This window comes from Pseudomonas sp. SAS7 (genome assembly GCF_052112345.1).
Lineage (GTDB): Bacteria > Pseudomonadota > Gammaproteobacteria > Pseudomonadales > Pseudomonadaceae > Aquipseudomonas > Aquipseudomonas putida_Q.
Genome location: NZ_JBEGGO010000012.1, coordinates 111,994 through 125,750 on the forward strand (window position 1 = coordinate 111,994; position 13,757 = coordinate 125,750).

Consider the following 13,757-nt stretch of genomic DNA (forward strand, 5'->3'; position numbering starts at 1 on the left):
ATTCCTCAGCGCACACGAATCTTCGGTGCCGCAGCACCGCGTCGCAGGGTGGCTAGAAAGTGTTCCAGGGGCGCGGCCGGGGCGACATCGGGCAGTTGGTCCTTGTCCGGGCGCTGCGCCCAGAACTCGGCCCACGACGGGAACAGGTCGTGGAAGCTGCCGGCATAGGGTTCACGCCCTGGCCAGCGCATCTTTCGCTCGCCGATCGGCGGCTTGTTGAGGTCGCTGGCGTACCAGTAGCACGGCAGGCGGCGACGGAAGTACCAGCGGCCATCAATGCGCTGGTAGTCATCCCAATAAAGCATTTGCATGGTCACCCACTCGGGGCCGGTCTCATGCTCGTTCTTGGAATACACCACGCCAACGGCATTGTCGGCGTCAAGCAGTTCGATGATGTGCTGGCCCAGGTGATGCGAGGTGCCGCTGAACTGATCGCGCAAGGTGGCATCGACCCATGCTTTCAGGTGCGCGCGGCCGGTCTTTTCGCGGCCGACGCGGATGTCTTCGGCAAACAGATTGACGTGGGCATCGAGGTCGCGCATGTCCAGCGACAGCGAGTACTTGGCCGCCAATTGACGAATTTCCTCAATCGACTCAAGCCGGTCGATGCGGGCCAACAACGTGTTCGGTTCCATGCTCATCACTCCAGCACCGTGTAGAGTTCCGAGCTGCGCCCGCCATCCACCGGCACACACGCGCCGGTGATATAGGACGCTTCGTCGCTGGCCAGGAACAGAATCGCGTTGGCTACCTCCTGCGCCTGGCCGATACGGCGCAGCGGGATGAGTTTCTCGGTGTTGCCACGGGCCTTGGCGTCGGCCAGCATGCCCGCGGTTGCCGGGGTTTCGATGACGCCCGGGACCACCACGTTGCAGCGGATCCTGTTGGCCGCCCCTTCGCTGGCTGCAGCGCGGCTGAAGTTGATCACCGCGGCCTTGGCTGCCGAGTAGCCGGCCATCCAGGGCGTACCGAACAACCCGCAGATCGAGGCGATGTTGACGATGGCCCCGCCGCCTTGGGCTTTCATCAGCGCCATGGCCGTGCGCGTGCCCCAGAACGTGCCGTCCACGGTGGTGCGGAAGTTGGCGTGCCAGTCGCCCGTGCTGGTGCTGTCGATGGCACCCCAGGTGTAGGCCATGGCGTTGTTGACCAGGATGTCCAGGCGGCCATGCTGCTGCGCTGCGGCTTCGATTGCGCCGACAAAGGCTTGCTCATCGCTGACATCGGCGACCTGCCAATGGGCGTTGCCACCCGCTTCGCGAATGGCGCTGGCCACAGCTTCCAATGGCGCCTGATTACGCCCGCAGAGCACCACGGTGGCGCCCTCCTGGGCAAAGCGTCGGGCGGTGGCGGCACCAATCCCGGAGCTGGCGCCGGTAATGAATGCGATCTTGCCTTGAAGTCGTGTGCTCATTGCCTGCTCCCGGTTCAAATGAAGGCCATGCCGCCGTTGACGGCGAGGTTCTGACCGGTGATGAAGCTGGCGTCGGAACTGGCCAGAAACACGGCGGCGCGGGCGATCTCATCGACCTCACCCATACGGCCCAGGGGGATTGCCTTGAGCATGCCCTGCAGCCACTCATCGGGGATGTCGGCCATCATCGGGGTGTTGGTCGGGCCGGGCACCAAGGTGTTGACGCGGATGCCGCTGGCGGCCAGCTCCCGCGCCATGCTGCGGGTCAGCCCCATGACGCCGGCTTTGGCTGCGCAGTAATGGCTTGGGCCTTCGCCAGTCATCGCGGCGGTGCTGGAAATATTGATCACCACCCCCTGAATGGCGTGCTTTTGCATCAGCCGGACCGCTTCACGGCTGCACAGAAAGGTGCCCGTGAGGTTCACCCCAATGACCCGCTGCCAGTGCGCGTCCGGGGTGTCGACAAAGCTGTCGACTGAACCGACACCGGCGTTATTCACCAGGATGTCGAGGGCGCCGAAACGGGCTTCCAGCCTGTGCATCGCCGCCGCCACCGAGTCGCTGTCGGCGACGTTGCACGCCAGCGCCAGGGCGTGCTCACCGAGCCCTTCGATCGTCTGCTCGGCAGCCTGCAGGTTGATGTCGGCCGCCACCACCCGTGCGCCGGCCTCGGCAAAGCGCTGGGCAATCGCCCGCCCCATGCCTTGCCCGGCGCCCGTGATCAGGGCCACTTTGTTCGCTAACTTCATCGTTGATCTCCCGCAAGCCTTGGCTTCCCCAATCACCGGCACAACGCGCTGGATGATCGAGCACGGGACAAATCATTAACCCTGTACAAAACCGCAACATCGTCCGATAAGACTACGCAGCCGCGCTTGCCCGAAGTGCCGCAAGCAAGTGGTCTGAATGGACGATGTGCCCGAGCGTGATCGGCGCCACGCTCCTGCTCACTAGAACAAAACCGGGAGCACCCGTCGTGAACTCTTCCAACCGCGTTACCTGGCGTAGCCACTACGCACTGTTCGTGCTGGCCGTGATTTACATCTTCAACTACATCGACCGGCAGCTGATGGCGATCCTGATCGAGCCGGTCAAGGCGGAGTTCGGCATTTCCGACACGGGCATCGGCCTGCTCTCGGGGGTGACATTTGCGGTGTTCTATACCCTGTTCGGCTTCCCCCTGGGCCGGCTTTCCGACCGTATCGGGCCGAAACCGGTTATTGCCGCCTGCTGCATTGCCTGGAGTGTGATGACCATGGCCTGCGGCCTGGCCACCAGCTTCTGGCTGCTGGTGTTGGCGCGGATCGGCGTAGCCGTTGGTGAAGCGGGCGGCACGGCGCCTTCGGTGGCGATGATTTCGCAGCTTTACCCAGCAAAAAATCGCTCCACTGCGCTGTCCATCCTGATGCTCGGCTCAAGCTTCGGCGCCATATTCGGCCTCGGATTCGGTGGCTGGATCGCCCAGCATTACGGCTGGCGCTCGGCGTTCCTGATCATTGGCGTACCGGGCATCCTGCTGGGGCTGCTGCTGTGGCTTACGGTCCGTGCGCCGAAAATTGCCAGCGAAGTGCAGACCAAGGTCCAGGTCGTTCAGGAAGGCTGGGCAAAGACAGTGGCCAAGCTGATGGAGACCCCATCGTTCCTTTGGCTGGTGCTGACCGGCGCGTCCAGCGCCATCGCCGGCTATGCGATTGGCACCTGGAGCCCGAGTTTCCTGATCCGCTCCCACGGTTTGAACCTGCAGGATGCAGGCTTTCTGGTCGGCGTGGTGGGCGGCAGCGGTGCCACCTTCGGCACCTTGGCCTGCGGCATCATTTCCGACCGCATGGCCCGCCGTGATGCCGGCTGGCAGATCGGCGTACCGCTGCTTGCCACCCTGGTCAGTATCCCGTTCGCGTTGGCGTACTTCCTCTGGCCAACCGGCATTCTGTTCCACCTGGGTAGCACCCCGGTACCGACCGCATTTCTCTTCTATGCAGGTTTTGCCTTCTTTGGTACCTGGTGGGCGACCCCGTGCCTGGGCGCCGTCACGCATTTGTTCCCGGCAGCGCGCCTGGCCCAGGCAACTTCAATCTTCGTCATGGCCATGACCCTGCTGGGTGTCGGCGTTGGCCCGCTGCTGATCGGGGTACTCAGCGATCTGTTCGCTCCGGCCCTCGGCACCGAGGCGCTGCGCTACGCGCTGGCCGCCTCCATTTCGATGCTGATGCTCTCGACCGTATTCCTGGGCATGGCCCTGCCCCGCTACCGCGCCCAACTGCAGCGATCGGCTGCACCGACTGCCACCCCTGAAAATGCCGTAACTGCCTGATCAATGGAGATTCGAAGATGTCAGAACAAGACCTACCGTTGCCTATCGGCCACTTCGTCACCCTCGACAACGGCCTGCGCCTGCATTACCTCGACGAAGGCAGCGGCCCCGTCGTGGTGTGGTTGCATGGCAGTGGCCCGGGCGCCAGTGGCTACAGCAACTTCAAGGGCAACTACCCCGACTTCGTTGCGGCCGGCTTTCGTAACCTGGTGATCGACCTGCCCGGCTTCGGCCGTTCGGACAAGCCCGACAACGTCCAGTACAACCTGGATTTCTTCGTCAACGCCGTGTCCGGCTTGCTCAAGGCCCTTGAAGTGCAACGTTGCACGCTACTCGGCAACTCCCTGGGTGGCGCCATCGCCATTGGCCTGGGGCTGGCCGAACCGCAATTGCTCGACAAGCTGATCCTCATGGCCCCGGGCGGTGTCGAAGAGCGCGAAACCTACTTCAAGAAGATCGGTATTCAGCGCATGGTCGAGCTGTTCAATGCCGGCCCGCTCGACATCGACAAAATGCGCCAGATCATGAGCCTTCAGCTGTTCGATGCCTCGCAACTGCCCGACAGCCTGCTGGCCGAACGCGTCGCCGTAGCCCAATATCAGCCGCACTGCCTGTTCTCGACCATGATGGTGCCGAACATGACTGAGCGCCTCGAGGAGCTGCGGGTACCGATTCTGGGGTTCTGGGGCACCAACGACAACTTCAACCCGGTCGGTGGCGCGATGAAAGTGCTCGACAACGCCCCTGACGCCCGCTTTATTCTGCTCAATCGCTGTGGACATTGGGTTCAGGTGGAGCACCGTGAGTTGTTCAACCGTTCCTGCCTCGAGTTCCTGCGCCAAGCCTAGTCGTCGTACGCAACGTACCTTGCGACAGCAGCAACCTGGCCGCTGTCGTATCGACTGGCTTCTACCAAGGGCTGACATAACAATGACAAAACTCTCCCACTTGCTTGCGCCTGGCCGCATCGGCCCCCTTCAACTGCGTAATCGCATCATCATGGCGCCCATGGGCTCCAACTTCGCCGAAGCCGACGGGCACTGTGGCGAACGTATCCAGGCCTACTACGAAGCACGTGCCGAAGGCGGTGCCGGGCTGTTGATCATGGGCGTGTGCGCCGTCGCCTTCCCCGCCGGTACCGCCGAGCCGTACCAGGTCGGTGTCTCTTCTGATGAATTCATCCCGGGCCTTGCCCAACTGGCTGAACGCGTGCACAGGCACGGTGCAAAGATCGCCATGCAGCTGCAGCACGCCGGCAAGAACGCCATACGGGACATGGCTGCGGGCCGGCCGCTGTGGGTGCCGTCGTTGCCCCCGGCCAGTACCTCCGACATGATGCAGGCCTTGACCCCGGAAGAGCTCGCCTCCTTTGTCAGCGCCGTACGCGGTCGCAAAGGCGGGATCGAGATGCGGGTGATGGACCAGGACGACATCGCACAGATGGTCGAGTGGTTCGCAGCCGCTGCCGAGCGTGCACAGCGCGCCGGGTTCGACGGTGTGGAAATCCATGCCGCGCACAACTACATCATCGCCGGCTTTTTATCGCCGTATTACAACCGCCGTGCAGACGCATACGGTGGCACAGTGGAAAACCGTGCGCGCTTGCTGCTTGAGGTCCTGGCCGCCATACGCGCGCGGGTTGGCACCGGCTTTGGCGTCTGGTTGCGGCTGGATGCCGAAGAACTGCTCACCCCCGGTGGCATCACCCTCGACGATGCCAAGGCGGTTGCCCGCCTGGCTGAGGGCGCCGGCGCCGATGCAGTCAGTGTCTCGGCCTACGCCATGACCAGTAGCGGCGTGGCCTTTACCGAAGCGCCGCTGGTGCAAAAGCCCGGGGCTTTTCTCCAATGGACAGCGGCCATCAAGCAATGCGTGAGCATTCCGGTTATTGCCGTCGGGCGTATCGAACCAGAAACCGGCGACGCCGCGATTGCCGCCGGCCAGTGTGATTTCATCGCCATGGGCCGCAAGTTGCTGGCCGACCCACAATTGCCCAACAAACTGCAGGCTGGTGAGCTGCAGGCCATTCGACCGTGCATTTACTGCTATGTGTGTGTCAGCCAGATCTTTATCAACGAGCGGGTCAAATGCGCGGTCAACCCGCAAACCGGCCATGAAAGCGAGCGCATCATCGCGCCGGTTGCAGCCCCGCAACATGTTGCGGTGATCGGCGGTGGCCCGGCGGGCTTGGAAGCCGCGCGCGTGGCGGCATTGCGTGGCCATCGCGTGACGCTGCTCGAGCGCAGTGACCGCCTGGGCGGCACCCTGTTCTTTGCTGCCCTCGCCTACCCCGAAAACGGACGCCTGCTCGACAACCTGCTGTACCAGGTGCGGCAACTGCCCATCGATGTACGCATGGGCAGTACGGTGGATGCAGCCTTGCTGCGCGACCTGGGCGTCGATCAAGTGATTGTTGCCACCGGCGCACAGCGCGCCGCACCGGGCATCCCAGGCGCCGAGCAGGATCATGTCTGGAGTGGTGATGAACTGCGCCGGCTGATGACCGGCGACCGTGCCGAAGAGATCGCCCGGCGCAAGCTGTCGCTGACGCAGCGCACCCTGATGAGGGCCGGCAACCTGATCGGCGTCACCGACAGCACCGACGCCATGCAAAAGCTGTCACGCGTGTGGATGCCCCTGGGCAAGCGCGTGATCATTGTCGGCGGTGGGCTGGTGGGGCTGGAGCTGGCAGAGTTCCTGATTGTACGTGGGCGTCAGGTGTGTGTGCTGGAAAGCAGCGGCCACCTGGGCCGCGAACTGGCCATTGTGCGGCGTTGGCGGGTGCTGCATGGCATCCGTGTGCACGGTGGGCAGCTGCTGACTGGGGTGAGCGTTACCGCCATCGACGGTACCCGCGTGCGCTATCAGACAGCCGAAGGTGAAGCTGCCGAGGTGCGCGGTGATTCGGTGGTGCTGGCCAGTGGTGCGACGCCTGATACCCGCCTGAGCGATGCACTGAGCAGTGCCGGGTTAAAGGTTGTCAGCATTGGTGACTGTGAGAGCCTGGGTTACATCGAAGGCGCCATCGCCGCGGGCAATCGCGCTGGGCGAGAAGCCTGAAGCCAAAAAAACCCAGGTTCTCGCCTTGATAATGTTCACTTAGGGCTGCTGCGCAGCCCATCGCGGCACAAGGCCGCTCCTACCACGACCGCGTTAGCCAATCTTCACGGGGCTCACGCGGATTCTGTAGGAGCGGCCTTGTGCCGCGAAAGGGCCGCAGAGCGGCCCCGACGATCTTAAGTGAACAGCATCAAGGTGCTTACCTAGGTTTTTTTGGCTTTGTCGTTACCGCCCCATCGCCCTCGCCGCATCGGCGGTGTACATGTCCGGGGTGAATTTGGCTTCGTTGAGAATCGGTCCTTTCTTCGATTCGTTGGTCATGGCGTAGCCGGTGTACTGGCCCGAGTTCAGGTCCATGAAGAACTGCGAACCGGCCTGCCAGGCGCTCATGTCCGGGTGGTAGTAGTAGTTGATCATCGCGTGCTTCCACAACGCACCACGGCTGTCATAGTTGTCCGCAACCACTGCGTTCCAGGTGTCTTCGTCAATAAACAGCACACGCTTGCCGTACACATGGCGGTAGCCTTCTTTCAACTTGGCCTCAAGCACCCACACACGGCGCAGCTCGTAGCGCATGTAGTCGGGGTTGGGGTGGTTGGGGGTAAGCATGTCGGCGTACTTGATGTCACCGGTATTGGGTTTGAAGGCGTTGGCCGGCACGTAGACTTCGCGCTTGCCGATCAGCGTCCAGTTGAAGCGCTCGGGCGAACCGTTGTAAAGGCGGTCTTCGTCAACCGTCATGGTACCGTTGGTGCCGATCATCGGCTGATCGTACCCGTAGCCAGGCAGTTGCCGCACACGCCGGGTGGACGGGCTGTAGCTCCAGGCCTGGCGAGGGTTGGCGAGGAAGTTATAGGGCTCTTGCGAAATACTCACCACACCGTTGTCGCGCACTGGCTTCAAGGTGGTGTTCCAGCTCATGGCCTGTATCTGGCCTTCGGTTTTTGGCTCGACGGTCGGTGAGTTGGCTTGAGAGAGGTTGCGCGCATAGGCGCGGCCCCAGCCGATGCTGCCGTTTGGCAACACCGAAGCCAGGTCGCTGACCTTTTCTTCGGTGTAGGCCCGTGCCGGCAACTGGTGGTTCCACAGCAGCTCCATGCCGTTTTTCGGAATCGGGAACGGGACTTGGCCAATCCCCTCGATGCCCATGCCGTCGTCGACCAGCTTGGCGCTCAAGGCGTTCTTCATCGCCCGCTCGCAGACATAGTCCGGGTAACGGAAGTCCCGGTGCCCCGGGTAGATGTTCATTTTGTAGGTGGTGGGGTAGCGCTTGAGCAGGGCCTTCTGGCCTTCGGTCAAATGGCTCTCGTACTGGCCCATGTTCTGCGCGGTGATCACCAGGATGGGCTGTTCGTTCGCGTAAGGGTCGACAGGTTGATCGCCAGAGAACTTCACATGGTTCCAGCCCGGCACTTCGCCAAGGTACTTGCCGGTGTAGGGCGGAATGGTGCCCTCGGCATTACCGGCTTTCTCGGCACCGACACAGGTCAGTTCCTTGCCGAGTTTGGCAGCCTCTTCAGGCGACACTTGCGCAAGTGCGTTGCCTTGCAGGCCGACATTGGCGGCCACTGCAGCTACGAACATCACGCCTTTTGTTGTTATTTTCATCGGTTGACTCCTTCGCAGACCAGGACTACTGGGGTACCTCCATTGTTCCTGATCTGCGGGGGAGTACATCGTCCGGAAAGACTAATCAGTCAGGCGCCGACCAATGATTCCTTCAGTTGCCCCTTGATCACCTTGCCCGACGCATTACGCGGCAGCGGATCGCGGCGCAGGTGTACCTCGGCTGGCACCTTGTAGGCCGCCAGGCGCTGGCCGATAAAGGCGCACACCTGCTCGTGGGTCGGCGCTGGCTGCAGGTCGCTGCGCAACACCAGGGCCAGGCGCTCGCCCAGTTCCTCATCGGCCAGGGCAAAGGCGGCCGCTTCGGTCACTCCAGGCATTTCGCAGATACACGACTCCACTTCACTGGCGGATATCTTCTCGCCCGCCCGGTTGATGAGGTCCTTGGCACGGTCGGTGATGTACAGGAAACCCTCGTCGTCCAGATGGCCAATATCACCGGTGTCGAGCCAACCGTCGCGCAAGGTCTCGGCACTGGCTTCGGGCAACTGCCAGTAGGCGTTCATCAGGGTCGGCGAACGTAGCCAGATCAAACCGCTGCGCCCCGCGGGTAGCGGTGAGTACGGGTCCGGGCCGATGCATACATCTACGATCGGCAGCGGCCAGCCCACCGAGTCGGGCTTGTAGACGAACTGATCGCCGCCCACTGCGGCACCGATGCCGTTGCTCTCGGTCAGGCCATAGCCACTGCCACCAATTGCATGGGGCTTGCGCTTGCTGATGTGCGCCAGCAGCCGGCTGGAAGCCACAGCCCCGCCCAGGCCGAGGCCGTACAGGCTGTCGCTGTCGGTGCTGGCAAACCGCGGCGAGCCAAGCAATTGCTGCATCATCACCGGTGCACCATTGAACTGGGTACAGCGCTCGTCGCGAATCAGGTCGAAGGCTTTGTCCACGTCCCATTTATACATCAGCAACAAGCGCCGGCCGCTGCGCAGCCCCAGCAAAAACTGCGCGTGCAGGCCACTGACATGGAACAGCGGCACCGCCATCAGGTTGGTCGGCGCCAGGCCACTGGCGATCACCGCCTGGATCCGCTCGGGCGAACTCACGGCGCAGAACGCCGACTGGAACTCCAGCGCTGCCAGTGCCTGGCAAATGGCCCGATGGCTGGACAGCACACCCTTGGCCCGGCTGGTGGTGCCAGAGGTGTAGAGGATAAGCGCCGGGTCAGCCGGATTGATCTCGATGGCCGGCAGCGCCAGCAGCGGCCCCTGGATCAGCTCTTCGAAACGCTGGCAGTTGGCCGCTAATGCTTGCCCCGCCGGCATGCCAACCACAATGCTGACCAGTCGCTGCGCGAGCAGGTCGCTGGTCAGCAACTGCAGGCGTTGTTCGTCACAGACCAGCACCTGCGCACCGCTGTCTTGCAGGCCATGGAACAATTCGTCACGCAGGCCCCAGCTGTTCAACGGCACGCACACCGCGCCACAACGCTGCACCGCGACAAAGGCCACCAGCCAGGCAGGCTGATTGCGCATGGCAATGGCCACTCGATCACCCTGCTTTACCCCGAAGCGCTGCGCCAGTTGCGCAGCCAGGCGGTCGACCTGATCGAAAAAGCCGGCGAACGTCAGCCGTTGCTGCTCCCACACCAGAAACTCACGCTCACCGTGCGCACGGCCTGCATCGATGGCTTCGAGCAAGCTCGCAGGTGCATGGCGAAAATACCGCAGGCCGTCGCTGGGCGAAGACACCACCTCGAACGGCGAACCAGGGCCAATCAATTGCTGCCAGGCGTTGCGCCACTGTTCCAACTTCATGTTCTTAGTTCTCCAAAGACGCAAAAGCGGCGTAGCGCGCGCACTGGAAATCACTGTCACCCAGGCACGCCTGGGCCACGCGAACCCGCTTGAGGTAAAGGCCGACGTCCAGTTCATCGGTGACACCGATGCCACCGTGCATCTGTACCGCCTCATCGCTGACCTGGGCGGCCACCTCGCCGGCCTTCCATTTGCCCAGGCTCACCAGCCGCCCGCGCTCGGCCGCGCTCAACGCGTTGTCATCGAGTGCGGCCAACGCCGCCATCACCGCGCTGCGGGCCAGCTGCAACTCCACATGCAAGCGCGCGGCCCGATGTTGCAGTGCCTGGAACGAACCGATGGGCACATCGAACTGCACGCGGGTCTTGAGGTATTCCAGGGTCATGGCAAACAGTTGCTCGGCAGCGCCGAGCAACTCGGCGGCCAGGCAAGCACGTCCCCGGTCCAGCGCCTCGTCCAGCACCGACCAAGCCCCACCGACCGTACCGAGCAAAGCTTCGCTGGCCACTTGCACGGCATTCAGACGCAGCCGCGCGCAATTGCGCGAGTCGATCAGCGTCAATGCGCTGACCTGCAAGCCCGGTGTGTTCGCCGGGATCAGGAATACACTGATGCCCTGCTTCTCACCCGCGCGGCCACTGGTGCGCGCCGCTACCAGGTAGGCATCGGCGCCCAGGCCATCGATGACGAAGAATTTCTCGCCATCCAGACGATAACCACCAGCCTCGGCCGTCGCCGTCAGTGCCGTATGCTCAGGGGCATGGCGCGGCTTTTCATCCAGTGCCAGGGCCACGCGCCGCTCGCCACTGATCACCGCCGTCAGCCACTGGTCCTGTTGCGCCGCGCCGCCAGCCAGGTGGATCAGCGAGCCACCGAGTACCACACTGGACAACAAGGGTGAAGCCGAGAGGTTTCTGCCCATGGCCTCGAAAATCGGCCCCAGGCCCATGCAGCCGAATTCAAGCCCGCCCAACGCCTCGGGAAATGGAATGCCACTCCAGCCCAGGCCCACGGCTTCTTGCCACAGCTGCGGGTCATACCCTGGCACGCTTGCCTCATCGCGCAGACGCCGCTGCGCCGCCACCGGGCTGCGCGCCGCGAGGAATTCGCGGGCGCTGTCGGCCAACAGGCGTTGCTCTTCGCTATACACCAGACTCATGTTCAAACTCCCCTCAAGCGCTGGGCAGGTTCAAGACCCGCTTGGCGATGACATTCAACTGCACCTCCGACGAACCGCCGGAAATGGTCAGGGCATAGCTGTTGAGCCAGCCACGGGTAATCGCCAGTTCCTGGCTGCTGAACGGCTCGCCTTCAACGCCCAGCGCGCGGTAGCCAAGGGCATCGAGGAGAATCTCGAACTTGTCGCGCTCCTGCTCGGTATGCACCAGTTTCATGATGGCCATGATCGCGCTGATATCCAGGCCAGCCCGGGCCTCCTCGCCCATGCGCTGCACGGTCAGGTTGTAGGCATGTTCATTCATCGCGCAGGCCTGGGCCCGAGCACGCAGGGCCTGGTCGGCAGGCGCCTGGCTGTCGGGCAGGTAGCGTTCGATCAACGGCAGCAGGTGAAAGTGCGTGGGCAGGCTGAACTCGCCGAACTTGGACATGGCCTTGCGCTCGTGCTGCAGCAGGCTCTTGCCCAGGTTCCAGCCACCGTTGAGCGGCCCGATCAACTGGCTTTGCGGAACACGCACGTTATCGAAGAACACTTGGCAAAAAGCCGATTTGCCGCTGATCAGGTCAATCGGTGAAACACTCACCCCGGGGCTTTTCATGTCCAGCACGATCAGGCTGATCCCCTGGTGCTTGGGCGCTTTCGGATCAGTGCGCACCAGGGCGTACATCCAGTCGGACTTGTCGCCATAGGAGGTCCAGATCTTGGTGCCGTTGATCACGAAGTCATCGCCATCGGCCACCGCCGAGGTTTTCAGGCTGGCGAGGTCGGAACCGGCATTGGGTTCGGAGAAGCCCTGGCACCATCGCACTTCGCCGCGACACATCGGTGGCAGCAGCGCCTGCTTCTGCGCTTCGCTACCGAACTCCAGCAGCACCGGGCCGAGCATCCAGATGCCCAGGTTGATCTGCGCGGGCCGACACTTTAGCCGGCGCAGCTCGCTTTCCAGCACCGCGTTGTACTCGGCGCTCAACCCGCCACCGCCGTATTCGCTGGGCCATTGCGGGCAGAACCAGCCTTTGTCACGCATACGCTCGAACCAGAGCCGGGCGTCTTCGCTGGGAAAGTCTACTTGACGGCCACCCCAGACGATTTCGCCGTCGGGGGTGGGCGTGCGCAGCGATGGCGGGCAATTGGCCTCCAGCCATTGGCGCGTCGCTTGCCTGAACTGCTCGATTGCGCTCATTCGTTCACCTGAAAGGGACGTTATTGTTATTCGCTTCAAGGGTACAACGGTGACTCAGCGTTGCGTGCGCGGCATGCCCAGGCCGAACTGGGCAATCAACTCGCGCTGGATTTCATTGGTACCACCGCCGAAGGTCAGGTTCACCGAGGCGCGCACTTCGTACTCCAGCTCGCCGAGCAGATAAGCCGCCGCAGAACCCGCCCGCGTCAGGCCGCTGGCACCGACAATGGCCGACAGCTTGCGCAGGATCTCGATCGCCGATTCCGAGCCGTAGACCTTGGTGGTCGAGGCCAGCGCGACATCGACGCGGTCATGCTCAAGGTCCGCGGCAATACGGAAGTTGATCAGGCGCATGGCTTCGAGCCGGGCATAACACTCGGCCAGATCGCGGCGCACCCAGGCATGGTCGGTAGCACGCTGGCCCTGCTCATCGGCACAACGTGCCCACAGGTACACCCGGCTGAACAGGCTGACGACCTTGTCTGACCAGGCCCCGAGGCCCAGGCGCTCGTGGTTGAGCTGTGCGGTGATGAGTTTCCAGCCACCGTGCAGTTCGCCCACCAGCATATCCCTCGGCACCCGCACGTTATCGTAATACGTGGCGGCCGTGGGGTTTCCGGAGGTCGGAATCAGCGTACTGGAGAAGCCTTCGGCCTGGGTATCGAGAATCAGGATCGAGATGCCCTTGTGCCGCGCCTGCTCCGGGTCGGTACGTGCCGCCAACCAGATGTAGTCGGCCGAGTCGGCGCCCGAGGTCCACAGTTTGCTGCCGTTGACCAAAAAGCCGTCGGCGTCTTCGCGCGCGGTGGTTTTCAGCACGGCCAGGTCGCTGCCGGCACTGGCTTCGGAGTAGCCGATGGCAAAGTTGATCTCGCCGGCGGCGATACCGGGCAGGAATTTTTCTTTTTGCAGCGCCGAGCCGTGGGCCATGAGGGCCGGGCCAACGGTGCTGATGGTCACGAACGGCAGCGGTGCGCCAGCGATGTTGGCTTCTTCGAAGAAGATCAATTGCTCGGTGGCCGCGTAACCCTGGCCGCCATAGGCCTTCGGCCAGCCAACCGCCAGCCAGCCGTCACGGCCGATCTGGGCGATGGTGCGGCGAAACAGCTCGCCGCCTTCGGTGCCGCGCATCTGCTGGCGAAGCTCGGGGGTCATCAGGTTCTGGAAATAGTCCCGGACCTTCAGCCTCAGGGCATGCTGTTCGGGGGTGAGATCGACGAACATGG

Annotated in this window: 11 protein-coding genes; 3 read left to right on the plus strand and 8 right to left on the minus strand. The window is 63.0% G+C overall.

Annotation, left to right across the window (positions count from 1 at the left end; genetic code table 11):
* Positions 1-5: 5 nt before the first annotated feature.
* The 3 genes from ABI582_RS19745 to ABI582_RS19755 are packed head-to-tail and all read right to left on the minus strand — an operon-like array spanning position 6 to position 2,163.
* A complete protein-coding gene (locus tag ABI582_RS19745; protein WP_284362400.1) occupies positions 6-635 on the minus strand; it encodes a nuclear transport factor 2 family protein in 630 nt (209 codons plus the stop codon).
* A 5-nt stretch (positions 636-640) separates the two neighbouring features.
* The gene (locus ABI582_RS19750) at positions 641-1,414 is read right to left on the minus strand and encodes an SDR family NAD(P)-dependent oxidoreductase (protein WP_338747408.1); all 774 of its coding nucleotides are present in this window, start codon (positions 1,412-1,414) and stop codon (positions 641-643) included.
* Positions 1,415-1,428: 14 nt separating this feature from the next.
* Positions 1,429-2,163: an SDR family NAD(P)-dependent oxidoreductase gene (locus tag ABI582_RS19755; RefSeq protein ID WP_028612907.1), complete on the minus strand. Its 735-nt coding sequence runs from the start codon at positions 2,161-2,163 to the stop codon at positions 1,429-1,431.
* A 227-nt stretch (positions 2,164-2,390) separates the two neighbouring features.
* Between ABI582_RS19755 and ABI582_RS19760 the strand changes: the two genes are divergently transcribed.
* The 3 genes from ABI582_RS19760 to ABI582_RS19770 all read left to right on the plus strand — a co-directional run bounded on the left by ABI582_RS19760 (position 2,391) and on the right by ABI582_RS19770 (position 6,785).
* Positions 2,391-3,725: a spinster family MFS transporter gene (locus ABI582_RS19760; protein WP_442120033.1), complete on the plus strand. Its 1,335-nt coding sequence runs from the start codon at positions 2,391-2,393 to the stop codon at positions 3,723-3,725.
* Between the two features lie 17 nt (positions 3,726-3,742).
* Positions 3,743-4,573 carry an alpha/beta fold hydrolase gene (locus ABI582_RS19765; RefSeq protein ID WP_132845723.1) on the plus strand — a complete coding sequence of 277 codons (831 nt, stop codon included), beginning with the start codon at positions 3,743-3,745 and terminating at the stop codon, positions 4,571-4,573.
* 82 nt (positions 4,574-4,655) lie between these two features.
* Positions 4,656-6,785, plus strand: coding sequence for an oxidoreductase (locus ABI582_RS19770; protein ID WP_442120034.1), 2,130 nt, complete (start codon positions 4,656-4,658; stop codon positions 6,783-6,785).
* A 225-nt stretch (positions 6,786-7,010) separates the two neighbouring features.
* Here the strand turns inward: ABI582_RS19770 and ABI582_RS19775 are convergent, their stop codons facing one another.
* The 5 genes from ABI582_RS19775 to ABI582_RS19795 all read right to left on the minus strand — a co-directional run bounded on the left by ABI582_RS19775 (position 7,011) and on the right by ABI582_RS19795 (position 13,755).
* The gene (locus tag ABI582_RS19775; RefSeq protein ID WP_338747405.1) at positions 7,011-8,393 is read right to left on the minus strand and encodes a DUF1329 domain-containing protein; all 1,383 of its coding nucleotides are present in this window, start codon (positions 8,391-8,393) and stop codon (positions 7,011-7,013) included.
* 89 nt (positions 8,394-8,482) lie between these two features.
* The gene (locus ABI582_RS19780) at positions 8,483-10,171 is read right to left on the minus strand and encodes a class I adenylate-forming enzyme family protein (RefSeq protein ID WP_442120035.1); all 1,689 of its coding nucleotides are present in this window, start codon (positions 10,169-10,171) and stop codon (positions 8,483-8,485) included.
* 4 nt (positions 10,172-10,175) lie between these two features.
* Positions 10,176-11,330, minus strand: coding sequence for an acyl-CoA dehydrogenase family protein (locus ABI582_RS19785; protein ID WP_442120036.1), 1,155 nt, complete (start codon positions 11,328-11,330; stop codon positions 10,176-10,178).
* Between the two features lie 13 nt (positions 11,331-11,343).
* Positions 11,344-12,531: an acyl-CoA dehydrogenase family protein gene (locus ABI582_RS19790; RefSeq protein ID WP_063424349.1), complete on the minus strand. Its 1,188-nt coding sequence runs from the start codon at positions 12,529-12,531 to the stop codon at positions 11,344-11,346.
* A 54-nt stretch (positions 12,532-12,585) separates the two neighbouring features.
* Positions 12,586-13,755, minus strand: coding sequence for an acyl-CoA dehydrogenase family protein (locus ABI582_RS19795; RefSeq protein WP_442120037.1), 1,170 nt, complete (start codon positions 13,753-13,755; stop codon positions 12,586-12,588).
* Positions 13,756-13,757 lie beyond the last annotated feature (2 nt).

What these genes read in the sequence shown, in the direction of transcription:
- ABI582_RS19745 (WP_284362400.1), bottom strand. Translation starts at nt 635, where the DNA reads ATGGAACCGAACACGTTGTTGGCCCGCATCGACCGGCTTGAGTCGATT.
- ABI582_RS19750 (WP_338747408.1), bottom strand. Translation starts at nt 1,414, where the DNA reads ATGAGCACACGACTTCAAGGCAAGATCGCATTCATTACCGGCGCCAGC.
- ABI582_RS19755 (WP_028612907.1), bottom strand. Translation starts at nt 2,163, where the DNA reads ATGAAGTTAGCGAACAAAGTGGCCCTGATCACGGGCGCCGGGCAAGGC.
- ABI582_RS19765 (WP_132845723.1), top strand. Translation starts at nt 3,743, where the DNA reads ATGTCAGAACAAGACCTACCGTTGCCTATCGGCCACTTCGTCACCCTC.
- ABI582_RS19770 (WP_442120034.1), top strand. Translation starts at nt 4,656, where the DNA reads ATGACAAAACTCTCCCACTTGCTTGCGCCTGGCCGCATCGGCCCCCTT.
- ABI582_RS19775 (WP_338747405.1), bottom strand. Translation starts at nt 8,393, where the DNA reads ATGAAAATAACAACAAAAGGCGTGATGTTCGTAGCTGCAGTGGCCGCC.
- ABI582_RS19780 (WP_442120035.1), bottom strand. Translation starts at nt 10,171, where the DNA reads ATGAAGTTGGAACAGTGGCGCAACGCCTGGCAGCAATTGATTGGCCCT.
- ABI582_RS19785 (WP_442120036.1), bottom strand. Translation starts at nt 11,330, where the DNA reads ATGAGTCTGGTGTATAGCGAAGAGCAACGCCTGTTGGCCGACAGCGCC.
- ABI582_RS19790 (WP_063424349.1), bottom strand. Translation starts at nt 12,531, where the DNA reads ATGAGCGCAATCGAGCAGTTCAGGCAAGCGACGCGCCAATGGCTGGAG.
- ABI582_RS19795 (WP_442120037.1), bottom strand. Translation starts at nt 13,755, where the DNA reads ATGTTCGTCGATCTCACCCCCGAACAGCATGCCCTGAGGCTGAAGGTC.